Source organism: Sphingobium sp. PAMC28499, assembly GCF_004795815.1.
GTDB lineage: Bacteria > Pseudomonadota > Alphaproteobacteria > Sphingomonadales > Sphingomonadaceae > Sphingobium > Sphingobium yanoikuyae.
Map to the genome: position 1 here is coordinate 1,122,351 of NZ_CP039248.1, position 25,835 is coordinate 1,148,185.

A 25,835-nucleotide genomic window follows, 5' to 3' on the forward strand; every position below is an offset into this window, starting at 1 on the left:
CCTATGCAGATTTGCGATCAACCTCCTCATTGGCGGCCATGCTAGCGCAAGGGAAATTGCCGCAGCACAGAGCATGCGGGCCGGTGGGCCAGCAGCAAAGCACGGGCCCCAAGGCATCGGGGATAGCAAGACGGATTTGGCCTAGCGACGGCTCCGTCCGGCATTCGAAGTCAAGACCCTGCCTTTGGCAATATCGCTCGGCCGAGGCGCGGTCAGGAAAGCGCAGCTCGATCGTCGCGAGGGGATCGCCTCCGCCGGTCCAACCCATCAGCGGGTCGGCAACCGGGCCCCAGCGCGGCGCAAACCTGACCCGCCATCGATTTTGGCGGCGTCGGCCGCCACTTGTCGCTAAGGCCAGCGGCTCGATGATCGCCTGAGCACCGAGCGGGAACGAGGTCGCACCCGCCAGGGCAACCGCCTGGTTGTCGTTAGCCGAAGGCCCGGACTCGAAAGTCCGGGCCCGGCCGTCAGCGGGCGCAGCCATTGACGGGAATCCGGCGGATGTGCTGCTCCGCCGCCTCTGTCCTCGGCAGCGTGACCGTCAGCACGCCGTTTTTGAAGGTGGCTGCGACCTTGTCGCGTTCGATGCCCCTAGGCAGGCCGATGCGGCGCTCGAAGCGGCCATAGCTGCGCTCCGAGTAGCCGCGATCCTTGTCCTCGACTTCGGACTTCTTTTCGCCACGCAAGGTCAAGGCGCCGTCCTCGACGAAGATCTCCACGTCCTTCTCGTCGAGGCCCGGCAGTTCCGCCGTTACCCGAATCTCCTTGTCGGTCTCGCCCAGCTCAAGGTGCGGCCATCCTGACATGCGGTCGAAGCCGGCGAAGGCGGGCATGCCGAAGTTGCGAAAGACATCGTCGAAGAGACGGTTCACGTCGCGGTGAAGCAACTGAAGCGGATGGGTTTCCCTTTCCCGCTCGGCGCTGACCGGAACGGGCAGCCGGTTTTCCTGCCGGCTCCAGGGAATGAGATCACGAATAGCCATGATGACATCTCCTTTTCTGGCTGGATGAAAGGCTGAACCTGCCGGACGCCGCGTGCGGGGGGTATCGGAAGGCGGCGCCGGCAGGCCGATGGGCGCGGGATCAGGCCGGCTCGGCCGCCTTTTCCTTCACTTCGCCCAGTCGCTTGTCGTTGGAAGCGGCGCCGAAGATCTCGATGCGGCGCGGCTTCATCGCCTCGGGCACGACACGAGTCAGCTCGATCGACAGGAGGCCGTGCTCGAAGTTCGCATTCCCGACCTCGATGAAATCGGCGAGCTGGAAGCGCCGCTCGAACGCCCGGGCCGCGATACCGCGATGCAGGTATTCGCCCTTGTCGGCGTCATCGGCACGCTTGCCGGTGACCGAGAGCAGGTTCTGGTGCGCGACGATCTCGATATCCTCGGGCTTGAAGCCGGCGACCGCGATGGTGACGCGGAAATTGTCGTCGTCGATCCTCTGGATGTCGAAGGGCGGATAGCCATCTTCCTCCCGCGCACCCGCTTCGAGCAGGTTGAACAAACGATCGAAGCCGACCGTCGAACGGCGATAGGGCGTAAAGTCAAAGTTCGGTCTCATCTCCAAATCCTCCAAATGAAGCAATTCGGGCATGAGATGCGCCAGTAACCAAGAGCCGGCGCTCTCATGTGTCCAACCGGACCCGGTTTGGCGTCCGGTACCCGTGAGCTAATTTTGGTCGCGCGGCTTTCAAGATAGTGCGGCCAAAAAATTTTTGCGGCGCGCGCAGATTTGCTCAGGCGCTGTGCTCAGCCGGGGAACCGAACGCCAGCAAGACCAATTTACCGGGCGATTTCAATCCAAATAGAGGTAATGTGTTCTCATGAGGTACCGACTGCTGCGCGATGACGACCGCTCGGTGGCGACGACGAGCGAGGATCTCGAGGGCGAACTGGCCGCGACGACGTGGGCTCGCGCATGGCTCGAAGACCATGCCGATCACGATCGCTACCGGCTCGAGCCTATGGGCGGTTCGCGGCCCATGCTGATGATTCGAACGGTCGCCGGACATGGTACGCTATTCCGATTGCTGCAGAGACGGAACGCACCTGAGCTTGCCGAACGACGCGCAAATTTCGCGTCAGGACGCGGGACCACCCTCTTCGTAGATCGGGCCGAGCGCTAGCCAGCGTCCGCTGCGCGAGCGCTCGATTGGTGTGCCGCACCTGTCGCACAGCGCCGAAAGGTCGCCGCCCCGCTTGCGCCGGCTGACCGAGATTATCGGCGGCCGGTGCCGTCCGATGAGACAGAACAGCAACCGCGCGTCGATCATGCTGGCATTGCCTCGTCATGCCGTGATCTCGCTTGATGCCATTACCGATCACTGCCGCTTTCCTGTCGCCCAATAAAGATGGCAGGGCGGGATGTTCCTCCATTCGTAGCTTTCGCGCAGGCTCGCGAAATGATGCCTCAGCAGCGGACGGATGGCGGTGCGCATCTGGTAGGCCGCCAGCGTGCCGCACGGCGACATGGCCCGCACCGTCTCGCGCATGATCGCCTCGGCGTCGCCCGGCTCGAGCGTCGAGAAGGGCAAGCCCGTTAAAATACAGTCGGCCTCGCCCAGTCCATGCTCGGCAAGGTGGCGATTGACGTCCTGCGCCGTTCCTTGAACGACGATGAGCCGGCGATCGTCGCAGCGCTGCCGCAAAGTTTTGACGAATCTTTCGCCGGTCTCAATCGCCAGAAGAATGGCATCGCGCCGCATGCGCTCCAGCGCTTCGAAGGTAAAACGCCCCGTGCCCGGACCATATTCGACCAGAATGCTGATGCGCTGCCAGTCGAGCGGGGCGAGCATGCGGCGAACCATGCGCGCGCTCGCCGGGACGGCCGAGCCGACCATGCCGGGATTGCGCACAAACTCCGAGACTGCCACCCAAGCTGAATCCTGCGCCATCGCTCTCTCCTTGCAACCGTGACAACGATACTCGCGGCCAGTGGTTCGCGGGGAGGAAGCAGTACCTCGAACTGCGCCGGTGGCGATGATGGTCGTGCTCATCCTGTTCGGCGATTCGCTGGTCCATGGCCTCCTCTCGCCGCTCGGCTCGGCCTAATGGGCGGCGGCCATTGCTATCATCATAATCGAGCGATTGCCCGCCGGGCTGATCGGCATGACCGCTTTCAGGGCGGCGCGGCACGAGAAGTCGATGCTGACCTTTTTCGGCCTCCTAGTGTCGGATCGTTTTACTATATAGCTTATGGGGTCGACGACGGTCCGTTTGCCGGTTGCCACCGGCTGCGAACCCCTGCGGATTGTCGGCCCCTTGTCATCCTGCCGGCCAAACGATCGATTAATATCGGGTTCTGACAAGAGCTGTCCTCCGATCCATCGCTTGCGAACGGCAGCAAAGTCCCAGTCTCGGCCATAACCGGACCGACAGCTCGTAGGCGCGACACTTTTCCAATTGAACGGCATGCATGGGCGCGTTGCCGCCTTTCAGCATGAGGCTTCTACAGGTTAGTGAATGGCCGCTTTGCTGGTTCGGTTTCTCCGAAGCCGAAATTCGGGAAAGTCCCATTTGCCGTCATCACAGCCGGCGTTGCCATCAATTGATATCCTAAATTAATTTGTCGAGCGTGATCGGCAAATCACGCACGCGTTTCCCAGTCGCATTGTAGATCGCGTTGGCGACCGCAGCCCCTGTACCGGTGATGCCAATTTCGCCGACGCCGCGCGCGCCCATGGGTGTGTGAGGGTCGGGTATGTCGGTCCAGATGACATCGATTTCCGGAACGTCCATATGCACCGGCATATGATATTCAGCGAGGCTGGGGTTCATGATCCGTCCGCTCCGCTCGTCGAACTGTGCTTCCTCCATCAGCGCGAGGCCCAGACCCATGATGATGCCCCCCCTGAACTGGCTCGCCGCCGTCTTGGGATTGAGGATGCGACCGCAGTCGAACGACCCCAGGAAGCGAGATATGCACGGTTCACCCGTAATCATGTTGACCCGCACTTCGCAGAACATGGCGCCATGGCTGTGCATCGACCAATGCATGGTCTCGAGCGGCATGGGCGGCTCGGCTTCGATGACGACGGCGTCGCGCTGGGCGCGCGAGAGAATCGACGCGTAGCTCTCGTACCGAGATGGATCTTCCAGGCTGGCTAGGCCGCCATCCCGACTTCCCACCTCTGCCTGTTTCAGCCCCGCCAGAGGCGAGTCATTCCCTGCCAGTGCCAGCAGTTGCGCGACCAGCTTGTTGTAGGCTGCAATCACCGAGGCACCAATTGATGCCGTCTGCTGCGATCCGCCTGCAAGGACCAGCCCGGGCAAGGTTGAGTCGCCATAGTTGAATTGGATGTGTGACATCGGCAGGCCCAGTCGCTCGGCTGCCACCTGTGTCTGCGCCGTGGCCGTACCCATGCCCATTTCGTGCGCGGCAATGTCGATCGTCGCAAGGCCGGCGCGAGACAGGGTGATGCGGGCTGCGCCGCCGGGCATGCGGTAATAGGGATAGGTCGCGGTGGCGCATCCCATGCCGATCAGCCATTCGCCTTCCTGGTGCATGCGCGGCAGAGGGTTGCGTGCGCTCCACCCGAAGCGCTCGGCCCCGTCACGCCATGCCTGGTCAATATGCCGCGCTGAAAAGGGCAGACCGGATATCGGGTCCTTCTCAGGCTCGTTGCGCAAGCGGAGCTCGATGGGGTCGATACCTAGCTCCTCGGCCAGTTCGTCCATCGCGCATTCGAGCGCGAAGGTGCCCACCGCCTCGCCTGGCGCGCGCATGAATGTGTTACTGGTCATGTCGATCTCGACATGCTGGACGTCCAGCAGGATATTCTCCGCGGCGTAGGCGCTGCGCGTCGGGAGGATGAATGGTTCGGGCATGACATTGTGCGATGTCTTGGCCGTCACACCGCGATGGATGAGTGCGGTGAGCTTGCCCTCGGCGGTCGCGCCCAGAGCGACCTGCTGCTCGGTCGGCGAACGACCGCCAACGGTGCGGTAGACACCTTCTCGGGTCAGCATCAATCGGACAGGTCGCTCGGCGAGTTTCGCTGCTGCAGCCGCGATGATCTGATGCTGCCACAGCGTTTTACTGCCGAAACCGCCCCCGACATAAGGCGATGTGATGACGACCTTGTCGGCTGGCAAATCGAACACCTGCCCCAGCGTCCAGGCCGAATGCGCGACCGCCTGTTGTGCATCATGGATGCGTAACGTGTCACCCTGCCACGATAGCGTGACGGCATGAAGCTCGATGGGATTATGATTGTGGCGCGGTGTCGAATAGGCCGCGTCGATCTTGACGGCGGCCTTTTCGAATGCTGCCTGCGCATCGCCCACCTGGTCATGCAGCGGCTGTCCCATGAACTGCGATTGGGTCGTCCCCTTGGCGATCGCCGCGTGAAAGTCGGTTTCCGCCGGCTCGGCCGCATATATCACATCGACCAGCGTGGCGGCATGGTCTGCCTGCTCCTGTGTGTCAGCAAGCACAATGGCAATCGGCTGACCATTCCAGTAGATCTTCTCATCCTGCAGGACGGGAATGCTGTCGCCCGCAGCGGCCTTGGGATCACTCATGAACAGGGGGGCAGGCTTGAGTCTTGGCGCGTTACGATGGGTCATCACGAGCAGGACGCCGGGTGCGCTCTCAGCCGTTTCGACATTGAGCGAGGTGATGCGACCTTTCGCGATCCTGCTGTAGACGATGGCGGCGTAGACCATGTTTTCCAGAGGAAACTCCGCCGCAAAAGGAGCAGCCCCCGTCACCTTGAGTGGCCCGTCGATGCGCGAGACAGGCTTGCCGACATGACCATGCTGGTGACGGATGAGCGGATCGGGTTCGCCTCCCGGCATCCAGCTATCTGGCGCGAGCGCCACTACCTTCGCCATCGCGCCCTGCATCAGGCCTTGCGCCAACGCCTTGCCGCTATCGATCAGGCTCATGCCATGTCCTCCATCAACTGCGTGAGTACAGCGACCATCGTCCGCTGCGCGAGCGCGACCTTGAAGCCATTGTCCCGGAGCGGCCGGGCATGGGACAGTTCTTCCGAGGCTGCCTTGATGAAGGCATCCACCGTTGCAGGTGATCCACGCAAAAGCGCTTCCGCTCTGGCTGCACGCCAAGGCTTATGGGCAACGCCGCCGAGCGCCAGCCGGACGTCCCGCACATGCCCCTGTTCCACATCGAGGACGGCCGCGACGGACACCAGCGCGAACGCATAGCTCGCCCGATCACGGACCTTTCGGTAGGTTGAGCGCGCAGTGGATGGCACGGCTGGCAGTTCGATTGCGGTGATGAGTTCGCCCTGCTGCAGATTGGTGTCGATATCGGGTCGCTCGCCGGGCAAGCGATGAATGTCAGCGAACGCAATCCTTCTTTCGCCGTCGGGTCCTCGCACATGCACAGCGGCGTCTAGCGCAGCCAAGGCCACGCACATGTCCGATGGATGGGTGGCGATACAATGATCGGACGCGCCAAGAATCGCATGATTTCTGGTGAAGCCGCCAATCGCATCGCAGCCGCTTCCCGGGATGCGCTTGTTACATTGCGTGCCATCCTGGTCGTAGAAATAGAGGCACCGAGTGCGCTGCAGGATGTTGCCGGCGACGGTCGCCATATTGCGGATCTGCGCGCTGGCTCCGGCGACGATCGCGCGGGAAAGAAGGGGATATCGTTCGCGGATGGCGCGATGTTCGGCCACCGCAGTGTTGCGCGCCGCAGCCCCGATCAGCATGCCGCCATCGGATTGCTCGACTATGCCCGTGTCGAGACCTGTCACATCGATCAAGGTCGATGGACGCTCGATATTTTCCCGCATGAGATCGACGAGGTTTGTTCCTCCGCCAAGATAGCGGACGCCGTTACCGGCCTGTCGCAGCGCCTCGTCGGCGTTGGCGGCGCGATGATAGGTAAAGGGGATCATTCGGTGACCTCCGCAAACGTCTCGAGGATCGCATCGACGATGCCATTATGCGCGCCGCAGCGGCACAGGTTGCCGCTCATCCGCTCACGAACCTCGTCGCGCGTCATCCCTATGCTGTCGGTGTCGAGCGCGTGCGTTACGTGACTGGGAACGCCGCGTTGCAGTTCGGCGGCCATCCCGACTGCAGAGCATATCTGTCCCGGCGTGCAATAGCCGCATTGGAAACCGTCATGCTCGACAAAGGCCTGCTGAAGCGGGTGCAGATTGTCGGCCGTTCCCAAGCCTTCGATCGTGATGATCTCCTGCCCCTCATATTGAACGGCGAGCGCGAGACAGGAGAGGATCCGCTCCCCATTTGCCAGCACGGTGCAGGCGCCACATGCTCCTTGATTGCAGCCTTTCTTCGATCCGGTGAGGCCCTGATGCTCCCGCAGAAAGTCGAGGAGGGAAACACGAGGGTCTTCAGGACACTCGGCCAAGGCGCCATTTACAAGGATGCTCATCCATCACTCCCCATAGTCGGGTGCGTAAACGATGTAGAAATGCGCGGATCGAGGTTTCGGGCCCATCGACAGCATTTTCCAGATGCGATTGCCGATCGGGCTCTCATCAATCAGGCTGGAAACTACCGCCCGCATAAGCGATGATCGACATGGTGGTGCCACCTTTCTGGAAGCAGATGTGCGCGATGGCACGCCAGGAATTCAGGGCGATAGTTGACAGGCCGACCAGTGGGATAGGTTCAGAACCCTGTGTCCGACTTGCCTAAGCTCGCGAGCCGTAGCCTTCCAAATGGATCCAGAATCGAATTGCTGGATCATGCGTGGAGACGCGCTAATGGTGCGTCCATGCGCAAACTCATTCTACCTCTAATCCTTCTCTCGATCACCTCGCCGGCCTTTGCATGGGGGCCCATCGGCCATCGGGTGACCGGCGCGATCGCCGATCGCAACCTGAGCGGCGTGGCCCGCGCCAATGTCCAGCTTCTCCTGGGCGAGGAGGATCTGGCACAGGCGGCGACCTGGCCCGACGACATGAAATCCGCCCCTGCCGATTTCTGGCAGAAGCAGGCCAGCCCATGGCATTATGTCACCGTGCGCGAGGGCGACGCCTATACGAGCGCCGACGCGCCGCCCGAAGGCGACGCGATGAGCGCGCTTGGCCGCTTCACGGCAACGCTGCGCAATCCCGCCGCCTCGCTCGACGACAAGCGCCTGGCCCTGCGCTTTGTCGTCCATATCATCGGTGACCTCCACCAGCCGCTTCATGCCGGCGGCGGCAATGACCGGGGTGGCAATGACATGAAGGTGAGCTGGTTCGGTCGCTCGACCAATCTCCATTCGGTCTGGGACAGCGCGATGATCGAACAGCGATCGCTCTCCTATTCGGAACTCGCCGACTGGCTGTCGCGCGCGATCACGCCGCAACAGATCATTGCCTGGAATGATCGCGATCCCGGTACGTGGATCCGCGAGAGCATCGCGCTGCGCAAGACCATCTATCCCACCGATACCAGCCTGTCCTGGGACTATGCCTATCAGCACCGGGTCGAGCTTGATGATCGGCTCAAGCGCGGTGGTATCCGCATCGCCGCCTATCTCAACTGGGTGTTCGAGAATCCGCAGGACCAGAACCCGTCCCAGGCTCAAACTCCCCGCAAGCCTCCAAGGCACAAATGACATGCCACGCGGCACGCGGCACGAACTGTTCGGCATCCTGCTTGGCGGCGATCCCTATACCGTGCTGCGTGTCGCCGATGGTGGGGAATGGCGGCTCGATTGCCCCAGATCCTGCCGGCATCTTCTTGGCCAGAAGGTCCGGGTCGTGGGAACGAGATCCGATTTCGACATGCTCGATGTCGAGCAGATCGAGCCGGCCTGAGCCGCACCGCCGGCTTGCCGCCTTTCAGCGAAAATCCCGTGTCTTGACCTTGATGCCCTCTGTCGGCTGGCCCGGAATGATGCCCGAGCCCAGGCGCAGATCAGGATCGTAAAGATCGCGGGGTCCGCGCCCGAGCGGCCTGTTCGCCGCATCGCGCGGATCGGGGGCCATGGCGCTTTTGACGATATCAGCGCGGCTGACCTGATAGATGCTGGCGACATCCGCTCGCTGGCCGACGCTGGCGAGGAGAGGCGAGAGATCCTCCAGACGCTGGGCGATGAGATGGATGACCTCACCCTCCTTCTGGACCTGGCCGCGCACGCCCATCATCGAGGCGCCCAGCACCACGCGGCGATGCTTCTCGAAGAGATTGGGCCAGACAACGAGATTGGCGACATCGGTCTCATCCTCGAGCGTGATGAACATGGTCCCCTTGGCGGAGCCGGGCTTTTGCCGCAGGAGAACGAGGCCGGCGAGATTGACCCATCGCCCGTCGCGAATATCCTTGAGCGCGGCGCAGGTCACCATCTTCCGGCGCGCCAGTTCGTCGCGCAAAAAGGCGAGCGGATGGGCGCGCAGCGAGAGCCCGATCGCGCGATAATCCTCCACCACCTCTTCGCCTTCGCCCATCTGGGGAAGGATGACATCCGGCTCGATCGCTTCGGGGCGAAGCTTGCCCGCCCGCGCGTCCGCTGCGGCAAAGAGCGGCAGGGCTTCTTCGCCAAGACCCTTCACCTCCCAGAGGCTAGCGCGGCGCGAGAGCGCCAGCGAACCAAAGCCACCGGCCTGGCCGATCCGTTCGAGCGCGCGGCCGCTGACGCCGGCGCGGCGCTGGATTTCCTCGACGCTGGCATAGGGGTCATTGCCCCGCGCCAGGACAATAGCGGCGCCATCGGCATTTTTGAGCTCGCGCGCATAGCGCAGGCCGATCCTTAACGCATGATAGCGGCCTTGGGTCGGCTCGAGCGTGCAGTCCCAGCGGCTGTGATTGACATCGATCGGGCGGACCTCGACCCCATGCTGGCGCGCGTCCCGCACGATCTGGGCGGGCGCATAAAAGCCCATGGGCTGGGCGTTAAGGAGCGCTGCACAGAAGACGTCGGGATGATGGCATTTCATCCAGGAAGAGGCATAGGCGATGAGGGCGAAGGAGGCGGCATGGCTTTCGGGAAAGCCGTAGGAGCCAAAGCCCTCAATCTGCTTGAAAGTCTGTTCGGCAAAGTCGCGTTCATAGCCGCGCGCGATCATGCCGTTGATGAGCTTGTCGCGGAAATGGGAGACGCCGCCGGTCAGCTTGAAGGTCGCCATCGCCCGGCGCAGCAGATCGGCCTCCGACGGCGTGAAGCCCGCGCATTCGATCGCGACGCGCATCGCCTGTTCCTGGAAGAGGGGGACGCCCAGGGTCTTTTCCAGCACCCGGCGCAGTTCCTGCGTCGGATAGCTGATCGCCTCCTTGCCCTCGCGGCGGCGCAGATATGGATGGACCATGTCACCCTGGATCGGGCCCGGGCGCACGATCGCCACCTCGACCACCAGGTCATAGAATTTGGTCGGCTTGATCCGGGGCAGCATTGCCATCTGCGCCCGGCTCTCGATCTGGAAGACGCCCAGCGTATCGGCCTTGCGGATCATCGCAAAGGTGTCGGGATCATCATGGGGAATGGAGGCCAGGTCCATGACGATCCCCTTGTCATCCTCCAGCAGAGCGAAGGCGCGGCGCATGCAGCCCAGCATGCCAAGGCCCAGCACATCGACCTTCATGAAGCCGAGCGCATCGATATCATCCTTGTCCCATTCGATGATCTGGCGATCGGCCATGGCAGCGGGCTCGATCGGCACCAGTTCGTCGAGCCGTCCCAGGGTCAGAACGAAGCCGCCGGGATGCTGGGACATGTGCCGGGGCGTGTTGATGAGGGTGCGGGCGAGCTCGAGCGTCAGCGCCAGGCGCTTGTCGCTCGTGTCGAGGTTGAGCTCCTGTGCATGTTTCGCCTCGACGCCCTCGCGTGCCCAGCCCCACACCTGACTCGAAAGACCCGACAGCATGTCTTCGCTGAGCCCCAGCGCCTTGCCGACCTCGCGCACCGCGCCGCGCGCGCGAAAGCGGGAGATGACGGCGGTCAGCGCCGAACGCTCGCGGCCATAGGTCTCATAGATCCACTGGATCACTTCCTCGCGCCGCTCATGCTCGAAATCGACGTCGATGTCCGGCGGCTCGCGCCGCTCGGCCGACACGAAGCGCTCGAAGAGCAGTTCGGATTTGACCGGATCGATCGAGGTGATGCCGAGTACGAAGCAGACCGCCGAATTGGCGGCGCTGCCGCGCCCCTGGCATAAAATATCCTTCGAGCGCGCAAACTGGACGATCGAATGGACGGTGAGGAAATAGGGCGCATAGGCCAGATCACCGATCAGCCGAAGCTCATGGGAAAGCTGCTCGCGGACATTGTCGGGCACCCCATGAGGATAGCGGCCTGGCGCCTTTGTCCAGGTGAGGCGCTCGAGTTCCTGCTGCGGGGTAAGGCCGCTTTCTCCGATCTCGTCGGGATAGGTGTAGGTGAGCTGACCAAGGTCGAAGTGGCAGGCCCGCGCAATCTCGACGCTGCGGCGGAGCGGCGTCAGGTCGCCCAGATAGCGGGTGAAGAGCCGCTCCATTTCCGCGACGGATTTGAGATGCCGGTCGGCAAAACGCTCGCGGCGCTGGCCCAGCGTATCGACCGTGCATTTCTCGCGGATGCAGCTCACCACATCCTGCAGCAGCCGCCGCTCGGGCGCATGGTAGAGAATGTCGCCGGTGGCGACGGTCTGGACCCCGGCGCGCGCGGCGAGGCGGGCAAGATCGCGCAGTCGGATCGCATCGCGGGGCCGGCGCCGGATCGAAAGGGCGAGATAAGCGCGGGGCCCGAAGATCGAGCCAAGCCGGTCGAGCGCTTCCTCGCACGCTGCATCGGCGCGGTCGGGCACCAATATGCCGATCGCTCCTTCCACCCAGTCCGTCACGTCCGACCAGTCGAGATGGCAGCTGCCCTTGCCGCCACGGGCCTTGCCGATGCTCAAAAGTCGGCAAAGCCGTGAATAGGCCTCCCGGTTCGTGGGATAGACGAGCAACGAGGTGCCGCAGACAAGGTCCAGCCGGCAGCCGATGATCGCCCGGCAGCCTGTGACCTTCTGCGCGTCCCAGGCCCGCACGGCGCCGGCAAGACTGTTGCGATCGGTGACACCAAGCGCGGGCAGTCCCAGTAGCGCGGCGGCCGAGAACAGCTCCGCGGGGCTGGAGGCACCGCGCAGGAAGGAGAAATGGGTGGTAACCTGCAGCTCGACATAGCGGGCGCCCTCAAGATCATCCGCCTGTTCGTCCCCGAGATCATCCTCGGACATCATGCAAAGGCACCATGGATGAACCAGCGCATCGGGCCGGTGGACGCCTGTTCGCCATCGCCCATGCGGAACAGCCAGTAACGCGCGCCGCTTGACGTCTCGACCTGGAAATAGTCGCGCACGGCATAGGGTGTGTCCGCCTCATGGCCCTCCTCACGCCACCATTCGCCATGCAGGCGCTCTGGCCCATCAGCCTGGGCGATCCGATGGCGCCGCCCCCGCCAGACGAACATGGCGGGCGGATGATCGGGCAGCATCGCCATGACGTCGACTGGCTCTGGCGGGACCAGCATGCGGGCGGGGCGGGGAAGATCATCGGCCCAGCCAGCGCCACCGGCCGATGACAGCGGCGCGACATGCCCGACTTCGCGTTCGGGCATGCTGCTCGCGCGCGGCGCGGAGCGATAGAGGCTGCGCGCGCCAAAGCGATTGGCGAGCGTATCGACGATCGCGGTAATATCCGGGCCGCGATCCTCGCCAGCCAGGACGCTCCCGACCTGGGCGGCCGCCATGGGCTGGGTGAGAGACGCGACCAGCGCCATCGCCTCGATCCCCATGCCCGGATCGATCGTCTCGATCTTCTGGGAGAGCAATTTCGCCAAATGGCGCACATCGCGCGAGGGGGAAGCAGTCCCGACCCGCACGGCCTGTCTGGCACCATCGACCCGCTCGAAATGAAGATCGAGCCGGCGCGCGCCTGTGCCCGCGCGCAGCAGGAGGCGGGCAAGATCGGCGCAGAGGTCGGCGATGACCTGGGCGATGGCATCGGCAGTGCCGATCGGTTCGAGCAGGCTGCGCCGGACACGCGGCAAGCTGGCGCGGTAGATCGGATCGATGGGTTCGGGCACCTGGCCCAAGGCCTGGTCGAGGCGCTTGTAGAGCTGGCGGCCGAATCGCTTGGCGAGCGGCGCACGCGGCGCGGCGATCAGCTGCTCGATGCGCTCAAACCCCATGCGGCGCAGTTCGATCGCGACGCCCGGCTCGATGCGCAGCGCCGACACCGGCATGATTGAGAGCGCGGCGCGCGTGGCGCCGGGCTCGACGATGTTCGGCCGTCCTGATGGCACAAACCGTGCCACCGCATGGGCGCAGCCCGGCGTATCGGCGACCGCGACCTGGCAGGCGAGGCCCGAGCCACTGACCCGGCGCATCATGTCCTTGAGGAGTGGCACTTCGCCCTCGAAGAGATGGGCGCAGCCGGTAATGTCGATCCACAGGCCATCAGGTGGATCGGGCGCGACGATCGGAGAATAGCGCTTTCCCCCCCACAGAGCGAGCCGGCGCAGGCCCTCAAGATCGCCCTCGGGATCGGCATCCACCACGTCCAGGTCCGGCGCCAGCGACCGGGCGCGCGTCACCGTCATGCCGACGGCTATGCCAAGCCGGCGCGCCTCCTCGTCCACGGCCGCGATCAGGCGGCGGCCATGGTCGACATGGGCGGTGACGAGGGGCGGCGGCCCGCCTTCAGGCGGCCTGCCGGCTTTGCGACGGATACGATCCGTCGACCAGCGCGGCAGGAACAGCGAGACAACCCGTCTCATCGCTTCCCTCTACGGTCCAGATTTGGGGTTCGGTGCCGCGCGCGCGCTCAAGCGCCAGCGACCAGCGCGGACGCGCGAGACCGGGAAAGCCCAGCGCCGGGCTGGGCACGGCCCGCACCCGCCAGCGGGTCAGCGCGGCGCTGCCCTCGGCCTGGCTTTCCGGGGGCATGGCGCGGCGAAAAACCATGGCCAGCACGCCCGATTGTTCGGCTGCCAGCTGCAGCCGGCGCGAAGCGGTCAGCGACATTTTCCTGAGTTCCCCGACGACACCACCAAGGCCGGGGTGACGCAGGCATTCCTCCATCGCGATGAGGACATTGGTGTCATTGCCCGCTTCCACAAAGATGACCCGATCGGGGTGGAGCCCGGCGAGATGCAGGGCCGGCGAAAACAGGTCGCGCCAGTGGAGGCACCAGATGATCTGGCCCCGCGACCGCGCGAGAATGCCGGCCAGGAAGATGGTGGCGGCCGCATCATCGGCGAGATCGGGACTTCCCGCCACCTCATGGAGAGCGCCGGTCGCGATACCGCCACCCGGCAGATGATGGTCGATGGCGTCGATGCCGAAGGGCAGCACCGGATGCCGACCGCCCACGGCTTCCACCTGCGCGATACGCGCACGCAGCTCGTCGAGGATGGCGGTTTTGGACATGGAGGCAGGGACTCGAAAATATGTTCCTCATTTGTTCGCTCCAATCCTGCGCCAGAGTCAATGGCATTTCGTTCTTCATATGTTCCATGTTAAGGAGATGGCTTCGAGTCCCGGCAAGGAGGTCCCATCATGTCACGGCTGCATTGCGCGCGGGCGAGCATCGCCGAGATCGCGGCACATTTCGGGGTCGATCCCTTGCCGTCGGTCGCGGTGCCCGAGGAGACGGTTGAAGGGCTGCCGGGGCTGGTCGTCTTCGAGAAGGGCGGCCGGCGCCTCTTGCGGACGATGACATGGGGTTTTCCGCGCCTGACCAAGGATATGCGCGCGCGCGGCGAAGAAGCGGGGCGGATCGGCCTTGTCGCCGATCTCACCAACCCAATGTGGGAGGAGATGGTGGTCGATCCGCGCTATCGCTGCCTCATCGTGCTCACCCATTTTGCCAATCCCGATGGCGTGCCCGGTGCCAAGACCAGGACCTGGTTTTCGGTGAAGCGCCAGCCGATCATCGCCTGGGCCGGATTCTGCCGAAACCTGCTGAGCGAGGGGCCGGTCTATGCGGGCATGACGATGGAGGCCAATGCGGCGATCCCACCGACCAATGACCGGATGCCGGTGCTGCTCGACCCCCATGACTATGACGCCTGGCTGCATGGCGGCATCCAGGATGTGATCCGGTTTCAGTTTCGTCCACCCTTCGCGGCCGAGCGGATGGAGGTGCAGCAAACCGAGGATAGCTGGCGCAGCAAGGCGCCGCCGCCCGGGACGCAGGCGCAGGCGCTCTTGCTGTAGCCGCGTCGAGAAGTTTGCCGGCTGTCCTGCCAGACAGGCGGCTTTCCCGTCTTTCGCGCCATGATAGGATGAAGCTGGAATCGCCAACTGCTCCAGCCGCTTCGTTCGAACAGGAGGTCAGCCATCTGCAATCTCTACACCGAGCGTCTGAGCGCTGCCGAGGTGGCCGCCCATTTCGGCGTCGCCAACCCGGTCATGTCCAATGCCGGTGACGAGGTCTATCCCGGCACGCCGGGCCTCGTGATCCGGGAGGAAGCCGGGCAGCGCATCATGCAGTCGATGACCTGGGGCTTCCCGTTGCGCCTCAAGGGCATGGCCCCGACGGCAAAGCCCAAGCCTGTCAACAATATCGCCGATCTCTCCAAGCCGATGTGGAAAGGCCTGGCGGCCAAGCCGCAATGGCGCTGCCTCATCCCGCTGACGGCCTTTGCCGAAGCGGAGGGTCAAAAGGGCGCCAAGACGCGGACCTGGTTCAATGTGAAGGGACAGCCAATCTTTGCATGGGCGGGGCTCTGGCGCGTGAGCGATGAATGGGGGCCTGTCTATTCGGGCGTAATGACCGATTGCAACGAAGCCATCCGGCCTGTGCATAATCGCATGCCGGTGCTTCTCATGCCGGAAGACTATGAGCGGTGGCTTCACGGCTCATTTGATGACGCCGTGTCCTTTCAGGACCGCTGCTTTCCCGATGCGTTGATCGAGATGACGCGCACCAGCGAGCTCTGGGTGAAGAAGAAGGCGGTGGCCGAGGCACCGTCACTCCTATGACCCGAGAGATGGAACGGTGGGCCGCGGCTCTCGCCGTGGACCGCCAATATGGCACCGGAGCAGCGGAGTTCATCGCAGGGCGCGTGAAAGCCCTTGCCATTGCGGGGGATGAGGCTGGCGTGCTGCGCTGGCTTGCGATCGCCGATTGCCTTGACGCTCTTGCCGCTGGCGGCACCATCCAGTGACATGATTGGCCGCATTTGGGGCCAGCCGCCGGACCGGTATCAACTGCCGCCAATGGATCCGGCACGAAGAATCGTCGACGATATTGGCCGTGTGCGATCAGCGTCCTACGCCAGCGCCTGTCTTTCTTCGCCACAGCTTCATGATCGCAGACATCTGTTGAAACCCGCCATTTTCTGCGTCTCTTAATCATCCCATCGGCGATCCGGCATCGCCATCAGATGGGAAAAAGCATGTCTGAGACCGCGACGATAGCTGTCAGAAAGCCCCAGCGCAGCGCGCGCATGCTGCAGACAGCCTTGGGGCCTCATATCGGGCGGTGGCTCCAGGATCCGGCCGTCGTCGAGGTCATGCTCAATCCGGACGGTCACCTCTGGGTAGATCGGCTGGGCGAGGGCATGTACGACAGCGCCATCAGGCTGGCACAAGAGGATGCAGAACGCATCATTCGCCTCATCGCCCATCATGTCGGCGTGGACGCACATTCAGGATCGCCGCGCGTGTCGGCAGAGTTGCCGATAACGGGAGAGCGGTTCGAGGGGCTGCTCCCACCGATTGTCAGGGCGCCGACCTTCGCCATTCGCAAGCCAGCGACCGCGATCTTCACGATCGACGACTATGTCGCAGCGCAGGTGATCACGCATGAACAGGCGACAGTGCTGCGGCGTGCCGTTGCCGACCGTGCCAATATCATCATCGCGGGCGGCACGGGGTCGGGCAAGACGACGCTGGCCAATGCCCTTCTCGCCGAAATCGCCAAGTCGCCGCATCGGGTCGTCCTCATCGAGGATATGCGTGAGCTGCAATGTGCCTCGCCCAATCTGGTCGCCATGCGGACGAGGGATGGCATAGCATCGCTGCAGGATCTGGTGCGCTCGGCCTTGCGTCTGCGCCCTGACCGCATCCCGATTGGCGAAGTACGCGGGGCAGAGGCGCTCGATCTGCTCAAGGCCTGGGGAACCGGCCATCCCGGCGGCATCGCGACGCTTCATGCCGGTTCCGCCCTCGGCGCGCTCCGCCGGCTCGAACAGCTGATCCAGGAAGCGGTCGCGACGGTGCCCAGCGCACTCATCGCAGAAACCGTCAATCTCATCGCGGTCCTTGATCGCAATGCCCAGGGCCGACGCCTCACCGAACTGGCTTGGGTGACAGGCCTTGATTCCGCGACCGGCTATTATCGCCTGATTTCCCATGCCTCCAGCTCAGGAGAAGATTCATGACCCATTCCCTCAATCGCTGCGCCTCGCGGATGCGTGCCATGCCCACCGCAGCCTGCATCGCCTTGATGCTGATAGCGGCGCCAGCAAATGCCAGCGGCTCGTCCATGCCATGGGAGGCACCGCTCCAGTCGATCCTCGAGTCGATCGAAGGGCCGGTTGCCAAGATCATCGCGGTCATCGTCATCATCGTCACGGGGCTCAGCCTTGCCTTTGGCGACACATCGGGTGGCTTCAGGCGGTTGATCCAGATCGTCTTCGGCCTCTCGATCGCCTTTGCAGCATCGAGCTTCTTCCTGTCCTTCTTCAGCTTCGGCGGCGGGGCGCTCATCTGATGCAGGACCATGACACCACGCCCGGCTTCCATGCGCCTGTCTATCGGGCGCTGGGCGAACCGATATTGCTGGGCGGGGCGCCGCGCTCGCTGGCGATCGTCAATGGTACGCTGGCAGGTGCGGTCGGACTTGGTCTTCGGCTCTGGATATTGGGCCTCGCCCTGTGGGCCATCGCCCATTTCCTCGCCGTCTGGGCCACGCGCAACGACGCACAGTTCGTGGATGTGGCCCGCCGCCATCTCAAATATCCCGGATGGATGCAGCCATGATGTCATTGCGGGAATATCGATCGACGTCGGCCTGCCTGGCAGACTTCCTGCCCTGGGCGGTGCTGGCGGCACCGGGCATCGTCCTCAACAAGGATGGGTCGTTCCAGCGTACGGCCAGGTTCCGGGGCCCGGATCTCGACAGCTCGACGCCCGCAGAACTTGTTGCCGTCGCGGCGCGCATCAACAATGCGCTGCGACGTCTGGGATCAGGCTGGGCTGTGTTCGTGGAAGCGCAGCGTCTGCCCGCGCAAGCCTATCCCCAAGGCCTGTTCTGCGACCGGGCATCGGCTCTGGTGGACATGGAGCGCCGCGCGCAGTTTCGCGAGGCCGGCGTCCATTTCGAGAGCTTCTATTATCTGACCCTGCTCTGGCTGCCGCCGGCCGAGGAAATCTCGAGGGCGGAATCCTGGCTTTACGAAGGGCAAGTGAAAGGCGCACTCGACCCACTGACCCACCTGCGAAATTTTGCCGACCGGACAGATCGGCTGATCCATCTGCTCGACGGCTTCATGCCTGAAGCGCGATGGCTCGACGATGGCGAGACGCTGACTTTCCTCCACAGCTGCATTTCGACCCGGCACCAGCGGGTTCGCGTTCCCGAAACACCGGCCTATATCGATGCGCTTCTTGCCGATGAGGGCCTGTCCGGCGGTTTCGAGCCGCGCCTTGGCGACCATTATCTGCGCACCCTCACCATCACCGGTTTTCCGACGTCGACCTTCCCCGGTCTCCTGGACGAGCTTAACGCGCAGGCCTTTGCCTATCGCTGGTCGACCAGAGCGATCATGCTCGACAAGAATGATGCGACCAGATTGCTGACCCGAATCCGGCGGCAATGGTTTGCCAAGCGCAAGTCTCTTGCCGCAATCCTCAAGGAGGTGATGACGAACGAGCAGTCTGTCCTGCTCGACAGCGACGCTGCGAACAAGGCCGCTGACGCAGACATGGCGCTCCAGGCGCTGGGCGCCGATCATGCTGGCATAGCCTATGTAACGGCGAGCGTAACGGTATGGGACCGTGATCCGACCGAGGCATCGCACAAGCTGCGGCTGGTGGAAAAGGTGATCCAGGGGCGTGACTTCACTTGTTCGATCGAGCGCGTCAACGCCGTCGAGGCATGGCTGGGTGGCCTGCCTGGCCAGGTTTACGCCAATGTCCGCAAGCCTCCCATAACCACGCTCAACCTTGCGCACCTCATTCCGCTGTCCGCGGTGTGGGCAGGCGCCGCGCGCGACGAACATCTCGATGGTCCGGCGCTTCTCTACGGCAAGACCGAGGGATCCACACCCTTCCGCCTCTCACTTCATGTTGGCGATGTCGGGCACACCCTCGTCATCGGCCCTACCGGCGCAGGCAAATCGGTACTGCTCGCCATGATGGCCATGCAGTTCCGTCGCTATGCCGGTAGCCAGATATTCGCCTTCGATTTTGGCGGGTCGATCCGCGCCGCCATCTTAGCAATGGGCGGAGACTGGTGCGATCTAGGGGGCCAGATCGATGCAGGTCAGGACGCCAGCCCAAGGATTGCACTTCAGCCACTGGCTCGGATCGACCAGCCGGCTGAACGAAGCTGGGCTGCGCAATGGATTGCTGCTCTTCTTGGAACGGAAGGCATTGCGCTCGATCCGGCCGACAAGGATCATCTCTGGACGGCGCTCAATTCGCTGGCATCGGCCCCGATCGCCGAGCGCACGCTGTCGGGTCTGGCAGCGCTCCTGCAGACACAGCGCCTCAAACAAGCTCTGATCCCCTATTGCGAGGGAGGCTCCTGGGGCAATTATCTCGATGGAGAAAGCGAAAATCTGGGATCGGCATCGGTCCAGGCTTTCGAGATCGAAGGTCTGGTCGGCTCCTCTGCCGCAGCGCCCGTGCTGACCTATCTTTTCCACAAAATCGAAGCACATCTCGATGGTCGTCCGACCCTCATCCTGATCGATGAAGGCTGGCTGGTGCTCGATCATCCGCAATTTGCCGAGCAACTGCGCGAATGGCTCAAGACCTTGCGCAAGAAGAATGCGAGCGTGGTGTTTGCCACCCAGAGTCTTTCGGACATTGATGGCTCCGCGATTGCGCCGGCCATTATCGAGAGCTGCCCAACCCGTATCTTCCTGCCCAATGAGCGCGCCCTAGAGCCGCAGATCACGCAGATATATTCTCGCTTCGGCCTCAATGATCGCCAGATCGAGATATTGAGCAGGGCGACGCCCAAGCGCGACTATTATTGCCAGTCCCGGCGCGGCAATCGCCTGTTCGAGCTCGGTCTGGGTGAGGTCGCGCTCGCCTTCACCGCCGTCTCTTCCAAGCAGGATCATCGCTCGATCAGCGACATCCTCGATCTGGTCGGACGGGAGCAGTTTGCCTCCAGATGGCTGACACAAAGGGGCCTGGACTGGGCGGCAGACCTTCTCGCGCACATCGATATCGCGCCACCGGTGGATCCTGAGCCGCAGATCCTTCCCCATGTCGAGGAGCTTTCCCAATGAAGAAGCGCTTTGTCCTGATCGCTTTGATGGCGCCGATGGCAATCATGATCCCGCCGGCTGCGCAAGCTCTAGTGGTCTATGATCCGACCAACTATGCCTCCAACGTCCTGCAGGCGTCCCGGGCACTCCAGCAGATCAACAATCAGATTCAGCAGATCCAGAACCAGGCCACATCGCTTCTCAATGAGGCAAAGAATCTGACGAGCCTTCCGCTTTCGACATTGTCGACACTCCAGGCACAAATAGGCCAGACCCGTCGCCTGCTCGCGAGTGCGCAGCGCATCGCCTATGATGTGCAGGACGTCCAGAATGTCTTTGCAACCCGCTACTCGGGCGCCGTGCTGCGCGGCGATGCTGCCCAGATGGTCGCGAATGCCGACGCCCGCTGGCACGATAGCGTCGACGCGTTGCAGCATGCCATGCGCGTACAGGCCGGCGTGGTCGGCAATCTTGATGGCGCGCAGTCGAGCATGGAGCGCTTGATGGGGGCGAGCCAATCAGCAACCGGTGCCTTGCAGGTCGCGCAAGCGGGAAACCAGATGTTGGCGCTCCAGGCTCAGCAGCTTGCCGATCTGACGGCAATATCTGCGGCACAAGGCCGGGCTCAGGCGCTGGCGGCCGCGCAGCAGGCGGCGGTCGAAGCGGAGTCGCGCGAGCGTTTCCGTCGGTTCCGAGGCAATTGACATGCGGCGGCCGGGCATTGCCATATTATGCTGCGCTGCTGCGGGAATGATCGTTGCGCTGACAATGATCATGGCGCGCGAACGAGCGGCCGAACCATCAGCCACGGTCCGTCCACAGGAGGCCAATCCTCCTGCCGCGCCTATCCCGCCCCAGTGCCGCACGGTCGCGCAGCCGGACGCGGCATGCCTGGCGATCTGGGAAGAGAGGCGACGCCGCTTCTTTGCGTCGGATCGTCAGCCATGACTGACACAGACGTCATCGACGAGTTCCTCCTCGTCTTCACCACCTATATCGATAGCGGTTTCGGCTTGCTGGGTGGTGAGGTCGGCTTCCTCTCCTCGAGTCTCATCGCCATCGATGTGACGCTTGCAGCCCTGTTCTGGGCTTGGGGCGCCGACGAGGATATCCTCCAGCGTCTTGTCCGAAAGACGCTCTATATCGGTCTGTTCGCCTTCATCATCGGCAATTTCTCAACGCTTGCGACGATCCTGTTCCAGAGTTTTGCGGGATTAGGGCTCAAGGCTTCGGGAAGCGGACTGGCTATCGGCGATTTTCTGAGACCCGGTACGGTCGCCGCCACTGGCCTCGATGCCGGCGCGCCGCTGCTCGATGCGACGGCTGACCTGTTGGGTCCGGTCGGTCTCTTCACCAACTTCGTCCAGATCATGATCCTGCTCCTTGCCTGGCTGATCGTCGTGCTCGCCTTCTTCATCCTCGCGATCCAGATTTTCGTGACGATCGTGGAGTTCAAGCTGGTGACGCTCGCGGGCTTTGTCCTGCTCCCCTTCGCCTTCTTTGGTCGAACTGCGTTCATGGCCGAGCGCGTGCTCGCGCATGTGATCTCGTCCGGGATCAAACTGCTTGTCCTTGCGGTGATAACTGGGATCGGAACGAGCTTGTTCGCACGCTTTACGACCGCTGGCATCCCCGCCGAACCGAACCTGGCACAGGTGATGTCGACAGCCCTTGCTGCACTGACGCTCTTGGGGCTCGGCATTTTCGGTCCCGGCATAGCCAATGGGATCGTCTCGGGCGGTCCGCAGCTTGGCGCCGGGAGCGCAGCGGGTACGGCGGTCGCAGCGGCGGCGACCCTGGCAGCTGGCGGCGCGGGTGGAAGGCTGGCAGCCGGCGCCATCGGAAGCGCGGCAGGCAGCGCGGCAGCGAGCGGCGCCCGGATCGCTGGCGCTGCAACACGGGCCTATTCAGCTGGCGCCAGTGGGAAATCCGGTGCGTCCGCGGTGGGCGGTGGTCTGGCAGAGGTCGCAAAGAGCGCTGCGGCATCGCTTGCCTCGCCGCTGCGCAACAGCGCCGCTGGTCTCAAGGATGGTTTTGCACAAGGGCGTTCAGGCGCCACAGGACAGTCTTCAGGCGCGATCGCCCAGGATGGCGCTGGCCATGTGCCGCATTGGGCGATGGCTATGAAGCGACGCCAGATGATCAGCCACGGCGCCACCGTCGCCAGCCAGACGCTCAAAAGCGGCGACAGCCATGGTGGCGGCGCCGGCCCGGATATCAGCGAAAGGAACTGACATCATGTTCCAGCGAACATCGGTCCATTATGGAAAGTCGCCCGAAGCAGTGACCCCATATCAGCGGGCCGCTCAAGTCTGGGATGACCGGATTGGTTCGTCACGCGTGCAGGCGCGCAACTGGCGCCTGGCATTCTTCGCCAGCCTGGCTCTCTCCACGACGATGAGCATCGGGCTGCTGTGGCAAATGGCGCGCGGAACCGTGACGCCCTGGATCGTCGAGGTCGACAAGCTTGGGCAGGCGCAGGCGGTGGCACCCGCAACGCGCGACTATCGCCCGACGGATCCCCAGATCGCCTTTCATCTCGCCCGCTTTGTCGAGCAGGTCAGGAGCCTGCCGACGGATCCCATCATCCTGCGTCAGAACTGGCTGCGCGCCTATGACTTCACGACCGACAGGGGGGCGGCAGCACTGAGCGAATATGTGCGGCGCGATGATCCTTTCACCAAGGTCGGGCGAATTCAGGTGGCAGTCGAGATATCGAGCGTCATCCGCGCCTCGGATGACAGCTTCAGGATCGCCTGGGTCGAACGACGCTATGAGCAGGGCATATTGAGCGACACCAGCCGATGGTCGGCAATCCTGACCGTGGCGCTCCAGCCTCCTCAATCCGAGGACGTCCTCACCAGAAACCCGCTCGGAATCTTCGTCGATGCCCTCAACTGGTCAAAGGAGTTCGGACAGTGACAAAGCCTCGCCCCTCCCTGGTTGCCGGCGGTGCCGTCCCCTTGCTGGTCGCGTTCATGGTCGCGTCTCTGTCGATGGCGCCCGCATATGCGCAGGACAGCGGAGAAATGGCAGCGGCAAAGCGCTCCTCCAGCAACGCCACAATCAAAGTCGTGCCACTTCCGGTGCCCATGCCACTGCCGGGGCAGCTCAAGCCTGTGCCGCATGTCGTCCGGACGCTTCCGGCTGCGCCTCAGCGGGATGTGAAATCAGCCAACACAGCGGCTCGTATCCAGCCCAGCCAGGGCGATTATGTGAATGCTATGCAGCGCTATGCATTCGCAGCTGGCGCGCTCTATCAGGTCTATGCTGCGCCCGGGCAAGTTACCGACATCATGCTACAGGAAGGCGAGGAACTTGTAGGCGCCGGTCCGATCGCCGTCGGCGACACTGTACGCTGGATCATCGGCGATACGGTGAGCGGGAGTGGCTCCTCGCTGCGCGTTCATGTGCTGGTGAAGCCGACGAGAGGCGATATCGCCACCAACCTCATCATCAACACGAACAGACGCACCTACCATCTCGAACTGAACGGGACGCCATCGACCTACATGGCATCGGTGTCCTGGACTTATCCACAGGATGCGCTGTTCGCATTGAAAGCTGCAGCGGCGCAGGAAAGCCGCAATGCGCCGGTCGCGACGGGGTTGGATCTGGCATCCCTGAACTTCCATTACCAGATAAAAGGGGATCTGCCTGCCTGGCGCCCGCTGCGTGCGTTTGACGATGGCCGTCAGGTCTTGATCGAGTTTCCCTCGGACATCGCGACCGGAGAAATGCCACCGCTTTTTGTCACGGGTGCGTCAGGATCGGCCGAGCTCGTTAATTACCGCGTGCAGGGGCACTTCATGATCGTCGATCGCCTTTTCAGCGCAGCGGAACTGAGGCTTGGGGACAAGAAAACCAGCAAGCTGGTGCGCATCGAACGGATCGACCCGAAGCCAGTTCATCGGGCAAGCCGATAATGAGCAGCGCAGAAAATAGCAGCAAGCCGGGCGACAAGGTCGAGGACCAAGTCGAGATCGATAAACATGACGACATCCCGCCCGCCAATGTATCAAAAGACAAAAATTCTGAGGCGGTTGCGTTGCGGGCGGCCTCGCCGCCGGCCATGCGTCTGTCCCGGAAAGCGATCGGGCTTCTGGCGGCCGTCAGTTGCATCTGCATTGCCGGAACATTGATCTATGCCCTGCGGCCAAAGACGATCGAGGGCGTCGAAAACATACCGGTCTCGCACGGCCGCATCAAAGCCGAAACCATAGCCTCAGCACCCGACGACTATTCCAAAATTCCCAAATTGGGGGTGCCATTAACCGACGTCCCGGGACAGCCGCTGCTTGAAGCGCAACAACAGCCAAGTCTGACAAACCCCGGCCGCTCGCCACCCAGCGATGAGCGCCTGACGGCGCGCCAGCAAGAGCGGGAGCGCCAGAGGAGCATGCGTGAGGCCGCGCTATCGAGCAGATTGTTTCTTGCCTCAGCGCCAACGGTTGCAAGGGCGAATGAACCGGACGGGGTGCTGCCAGCGGAGGCCAGAGCGCCCCGGGACCCGAGGGCTGAAGCTGAAAGCCAGCCCCTCCAGTCCCGAACCGCCGATACGAATAGGCGCACGTTTCTGGCGCCTGTCGCTATCGCCGAGGCAAGCACACAGCGCGTTGCGAATTCGGCATCGCCCTATGTCGTGCAGGCGGGCAATGTCATCCCTGCTGCGCTGATCACAGGAATCCGATCCGATCTTCCCGGCCTTATCACCGCGCAGGTGACGGAAAATGTTTATGATAGCCCGTCGGGCCAGATCCTGCTCATCCCGCAAGGGTCTCGGCTGATCGGCGAATATGACAGTGCGACCGCAGCGGGACAGCAGAGGATATTGATCGCCTGGGACCGCCTTATTTTTCCCGACAGCCGTTCGATTCTGCTCGACCGGCTTCAGGGCGCCGATCAGTCCGGCAGGTCGGGCCTGCAGGATGGTGTGGACAATCATTGGGCCGGCTTGCTCGGCGCAGCATTCATCTCGACCCTGTTGAACATGGGGACCGAGGTTATGGCCGACGATGACGGAAGTCTCGTGCGAGCGCTGCGATATGGCACGCAGGACAGCATCAGTCAGGCAGGCCGACAGATCATCGGGCAGCAACTGACGATTCCTCCGACACTCACCATCAGACCTGGCCATCCTCTGCGCGTGATGGTGAAGCGAGACATCATATTGGAACCATGGGAAGGGCAGAAGTGATGGTCAAACTCAAGCTAGGACCGATCGAGGATGATAAGCCAGTCAAAATCGCGGTCGAACTTTCCGCTGCGGTACATCGGGATCTGACGGCTTATGCGCGCATCCACGCTAGCGACACAGGACTGACCCATCCCATGGCAATTGAGCGGTTGATCGGCCCGATGCTGGAGCGTTTCATGGCCAGTGATCGGGGTTTCAGAAGAGGATGATGCCCAAACGGCCTTCGACAAACTTCTGCGTGATAAAATAATCCCAAGAAATGAGTCTGGTGCAGCAGGTTACTGTCCAGCAATCAGACTCT

Annotated in this window: 25 protein-coding genes; 15 read left to right on the forward strand and 10 right to left on the reverse strand. The window is 63.0% G+C overall.

The window, feature by feature from the left end; genetic code table 11:
• Position 1: 1 nt before the first annotated feature.
• The 7 genes from E5554_RS05360 to E5554_RS05400 all read right to left on the reverse strand — a co-directional run bounded on the left by E5554_RS05360 (position 2) and on the right by E5554_RS05400 (position 7,368).
• A complete protein-coding gene (locus tag E5554_RS05360) occupies positions 2-484 on the reverse strand; it encodes an NADH dehydrogenase ubiquinone Fe-S protein 4 (protein WP_136186178.1) in 483 nt (160 codons plus the stop codon).
• Positions 468-983: an Hsp20/alpha crystallin family protein gene (locus E5554_RS05365; protein WP_037512186.1), complete on the reverse strand. Its 516-nt coding sequence runs from the start codon at positions 981-983 to the stop codon at positions 468-470. The genes E5554_RS05360 and E5554_RS05365 overlap by 17 nt, the downstream gene beginning before the upstream one ends.
• A gap of 100 nt (positions 984-1,083) precedes the next feature.
• The gene (locus tag E5554_RS05370; RefSeq protein WP_004209664.1) at positions 1,084-1,557 is read right to left on the reverse strand and encodes an Hsp20 family protein; all 474 of its coding nucleotides are present in this window, start codon (positions 1,555-1,557) and stop codon (positions 1,084-1,086) included.
• A gap of 760 nt (positions 1,558-2,317) precedes the next feature.
• Positions 2,318-2,890, reverse strand: coding sequence for a methyltransferase domain-containing protein (locus tag E5554_RS05385; protein ID WP_136186180.1), 573 nt, complete (start codon positions 2,888-2,890; stop codon positions 2,318-2,320).
• Between the two features lie 661 nt (positions 2,891-3,551).
• Positions 3,552-5,885 (reverse strand): xanthine dehydrogenase family protein molybdopterin-binding subunit, encoded by a 2,334-nt coding sequence (locus tag E5554_RS05390; protein ID WP_136186181.1) that lies wholly within the window; start codon positions 5,883-5,885, stop codon positions 3,552-3,554.
• Entirely contained in the window at positions 5,882-6,865 is a 984-nt protein-coding gene (locus E5554_RS05395; protein WP_004209670.1) for a xanthine dehydrogenase family protein subunit M, read from the reverse strand. Before E5554_RS05395 ends, E5554_RS05390 begins: the two co-directional genes overlap by 4 nt.
• Entirely contained in the window at positions 6,862-7,368 is a 507-nt protein-coding gene (locus tag E5554_RS05400; protein ID WP_063141946.1) for a 2Fe-2S iron-sulfur cluster-binding protein, read from the reverse strand. The genes E5554_RS05395 and E5554_RS05400 overlap by 4 nt, the downstream gene beginning before the upstream one ends.
• A gap of 345 nt (positions 7,369-7,713) precedes the next feature.
• Here E5554_RS05400 and E5554_RS05405 point away from each other — a divergent pair, with 345 nt between their 5' ends.
• Positions 7,714-8,544 carry a S1/P1 nuclease gene (locus E5554_RS05405; protein ID WP_136186182.1) on the forward strand — a complete coding sequence of 277 codons (831 nt, stop codon included), beginning with the start codon at positions 7,714-7,716 and terminating at the stop codon, positions 8,542-8,544.
• Between the two features lies 1 nt (position 8,545).
• Positions 8,546-8,746: a DUF5818 domain-containing protein gene (locus E5554_RS05410; RefSeq protein ID WP_037522664.1), complete on the forward strand. Its 201-nt coding sequence runs from the start codon at positions 8,546-8,548 to the stop codon at positions 8,744-8,746.
• A 24-nt stretch (positions 8,747-8,770) separates the two neighbouring features.
• On the opposite strand, the gene E5554_RS05415 is transcribed toward E5554_RS05410, so the two are convergent.
• Genes E5554_RS05415 through E5554_RS05425 form a run of 3 tightly spaced genes read right to left on the reverse strand, consistent with a single transcriptional unit; the run spans position 8,771 to position 14,314 of the window.
• The gene (locus E5554_RS05415) at positions 8,771-12,124 is read right to left on the reverse strand and encodes an error-prone DNA polymerase (protein ID WP_136186183.1); all 3,354 of its coding nucleotides are present in this window, start codon (positions 12,122-12,124) and stop codon (positions 8,771-8,773) included.
• Positions 12,121-13,662, reverse strand: a complete 1,542-nt coding sequence (locus tag E5554_RS05420; protein WP_136186184.1) for a DUF6504 family protein — start codon at positions 13,660-13,662, stop codon at positions 12,121-12,123. Before E5554_RS05420 ends, E5554_RS05415 begins: the two co-directional genes overlap by 4 nt.
• The gene (locus E5554_RS05425; RefSeq protein ID WP_136186185.1) at positions 13,586-14,314 is read right to left on the reverse strand and encodes a damage-inducible mutagenesis protein; all 729 of its coding nucleotides are present in this window, start codon (positions 14,312-14,314) and stop codon (positions 13,586-13,588) included. The genes E5554_RS05420 and E5554_RS05425 overlap by 77 nt, the downstream gene beginning before the upstream one ends.
• A gap of 129 nt (positions 14,315-14,443) precedes the next feature.
• On the opposite strand from E5554_RS05425, the gene E5554_RS05430 reads away from it, so the two are divergent.
• From E5554_RS05430 to E5554_RS05495, 13 genes are all read left to right on the forward strand, one after another.
• Complete coding sequence (locus E5554_RS05430; protein WP_136186186.1) at positions 14,444-15,103, forward strand: SOS response-associated peptidase family protein; 660 nt, start codon at positions 14,444-14,446, stop codon at positions 15,101-15,103.
• 162 nt (positions 15,104-15,265) lie between these two features.
• Positions 15,266-15,871, forward strand: a complete 606-nt coding sequence (locus E5554_RS05435) for an SOS response-associated peptidase family protein (protein WP_247594385.1) — start codon at positions 15,266-15,268, stop codon at positions 15,869-15,871.
• An 8-nt stretch (positions 15,872-15,879) separates the two neighbouring features.
• Positions 15,880-16,056, forward strand: a complete 177-nt coding sequence (locus E5554_RS23190) for a hypothetical protein (RefSeq protein WP_170978466.1) — start codon at positions 15,880-15,882, stop codon at positions 16,054-16,056.
• Positions 16,057-16,287: 231 nt separating this feature from the next.
• Positions 16,288-17,274, forward strand: a complete 987-nt coding sequence (trbB, locus tag E5554_RS05445) for a P-type conjugative transfer ATPase TrbB (RefSeq protein ID WP_136186189.1) — start codon at positions 16,288-16,290, stop codon at positions 17,272-17,274.
• 29 nt (positions 17,275-17,303) lie between these two features.
• Complete coding sequence (locus E5554_RS05450) at positions 17,304-17,606, forward strand: TrbC/VirB2 family protein (protein WP_230588660.1); 303 nt, start codon at positions 17,304-17,306, stop codon at positions 17,604-17,606.
• Entirely contained in the window at positions 17,606-17,875 is a 270-nt protein-coding gene (locus E5554_RS05455) for a VirB3 family type IV secretion system protein (RefSeq protein WP_037512153.1), read from the forward strand. Before E5554_RS05450 ends, E5554_RS05455 begins: the two co-directional genes overlap by 1 nt.
• The gene (gene trbE, locus E5554_RS05460; RefSeq protein WP_136186190.1) at positions 17,872-20,358 is read left to right on the forward strand and encodes a conjugal transfer protein TrbE; all 2,487 of its coding nucleotides are present in this window, start codon (positions 17,872-17,874) and stop codon (positions 20,356-20,358) included. Before E5554_RS05455 ends, trbE begins: the two co-directional genes overlap by 4 nt.
• Positions 20,355-21,041 carry a P-type conjugative transfer protein TrbJ gene (gene trbJ / locus E5554_RS05465; protein WP_136186191.1) on the forward strand — a complete coding sequence of 229 codons (687 nt, stop codon included), beginning with the start codon at positions 20,355-20,357 and terminating at the stop codon, positions 21,039-21,041. The genes trbE and trbJ overlap by 4 nt, the downstream gene beginning before the upstream one ends.
• A gap of 240 nt (positions 21,042-21,281) precedes the next feature.
• Positions 21,282-22,571 (forward strand): P-type conjugative transfer protein TrbL, encoded by a 1,290-nt coding sequence (gene trbL / locus E5554_RS05475; protein WP_136186192.1) that lies wholly within the window; start codon positions 21,282-21,284, stop codon positions 22,569-22,571.
• A gap of 4 nt (positions 22,572-22,575) precedes the next feature.
• A complete protein-coding gene (gene trbF, locus E5554_RS05480) occupies positions 22,576-23,259 on the forward strand; it encodes a conjugal transfer protein TrbF (RefSeq protein ID WP_007715083.1) in 684 nt (227 codons plus the stop codon).
• Positions 23,256-24,263 carry a P-type conjugative transfer protein TrbG gene (gene trbG, locus E5554_RS05485; RefSeq protein WP_136186193.1) on the forward strand — a complete coding sequence of 336 codons (1,008 nt, stop codon included), beginning with the start codon at positions 23,256-23,258 and terminating at the stop codon, positions 24,261-24,263. The genes trbF and trbG overlap by 4 nt, the downstream gene beginning before the upstream one ends.
• Positions 24,263-25,534, forward strand: coding sequence for a TrbI/VirB10 family protein (locus E5554_RS05490; protein WP_136186194.1), 1,272 nt, complete (start codon positions 24,263-24,265; stop codon positions 25,532-25,534). Before trbG ends, E5554_RS05490 begins: the two co-directional genes overlap by 1 nt.
• On the forward strand, positions 25,534-25,743 hold the full coding sequence (locus E5554_RS05495) for a DUF2274 domain-containing protein (RefSeq protein ID WP_136186195.1): 210 nt from the start codon (positions 25,534-25,536) through the stop codon (positions 25,741-25,743). The genes E5554_RS05490 and E5554_RS05495 overlap by 1 nt, the downstream gene beginning before the upstream one ends.
• The last annotated feature ends 92 nt before the right edge of the window (positions 25,744-25,835 follow it).